The following is a 445-nucleotide window of genomic DNA, read 5'->3' as shown; positions in this document are numbered from 1 at the left end:
TGAGGAGGTGCTGGTGGCGTTCGACGAACGGATGCTGATCTCGGGGGCGTCGGGGTCGGGGAAGTCCTGGTCAACCCGGCCGTTGATGGCCACCGCTCACCTGCGCGGCGACCTGGTGTTCGTCGACGGCAAGGGTGAGGAGGCCACTCTCTGGGACGGCGTCTGCCGATGCGCGGTCACCGCCGGCGAGATCAACCTGCTGATCGATGAGGTCCACGCGGAGATGACCCGCCGGGCCATCGAGCTGAAGCGCCGTCGGCTGAGTCGGTGGGACGGCCCGCAGCTCACCGTCGTCATCGACGAAGGCCAGGTGGTCCTCGCCCAGGTCCGCCGGGACAAGGGCCGGCTGCAGCGGCTGGTCGAGCTGTCCAGCCTCGGCCGGTCGCGGGGGGTGGTGCTGTGGTGGGCCACCCAATACCCGGTCACCGACGGCTCTGCCCCCGGC

General features: G+C 70.6%; 1 protein-coding gene. It reads left to right on the top strand.

The features are described 5' to 3' along the window. Positions 1–85: 85 nt before the first annotated feature. Positions 86–445, top strand: a 360-nt coding sequence (locus tag G6R24_RS21410; protein ID WP_225438910.1) for a hypothetical protein, incomplete at its 3' end; no start/stop codon positions are given.

Source organism: Candidatus Frankia nodulisporulans, from assembly GCF_902806475.1.
GTDB lineage: Bacteria > Actinomycetota > Actinomycetes > Frankiales > Frankiaceae > Frankia > Frankia umida.
This window is presented reverse-complemented; position numbering and strand designations above follow the sequence as displayed.